Source organism: Undibacterium sp. Ji49W, from assembly GCF_049340205.1.
Classification (GTDB): Bacteria; Pseudomonadota; Gammaproteobacteria; order Burkholderiales; family Burkholderiaceae_D; genus Undibacterium.
Genome location: NZ_JBMPOW010000066.1, coordinates 1 through 327 on the forward strand (window position 1 = coordinate 1; position 327 = coordinate 327).

Annotated in this window: 1 protein-coding gene; it reads left to right on the forward strand. The window is 57.5% G+C overall.

Annotated elements, in window-relative coordinates:
• The coding region (locus ACO0LK_RS27055; protein WP_422980616.1) for a hypothetical protein at nt 1-327 on the forward strand (327 nt) is incomplete at both ends.

Consider the following 327-nt stretch of genomic DNA (forward strand, 5'->3'; position numbering starts at 1 on the left):
CTAACGCAGCTGCACTCAATGGCGCACAAAAAATCACCATGGGTGCCGGTAACGACACCGTCATCTTCGATAACCTCCAGGACACACGTGCTGGTCTGAGCATCTCCGACACCGTAGCCGGTGGCGCTGGTACAGGCGACACACTGGTCATCGACGGTGATCTGACAGGTGCCAACCTGGGCGACACCATCGCCCTGGGTGCGTCTGAATGGACTAACGTTTCTGGCTTTGAAACCATCCGTCTGGTTGGTACCTCCAACAACGCTGGCGTTGCCGGTGCTGGTAACTACCGTCTGACCTTGACCGATGCCCTGATCGCTGCCAACA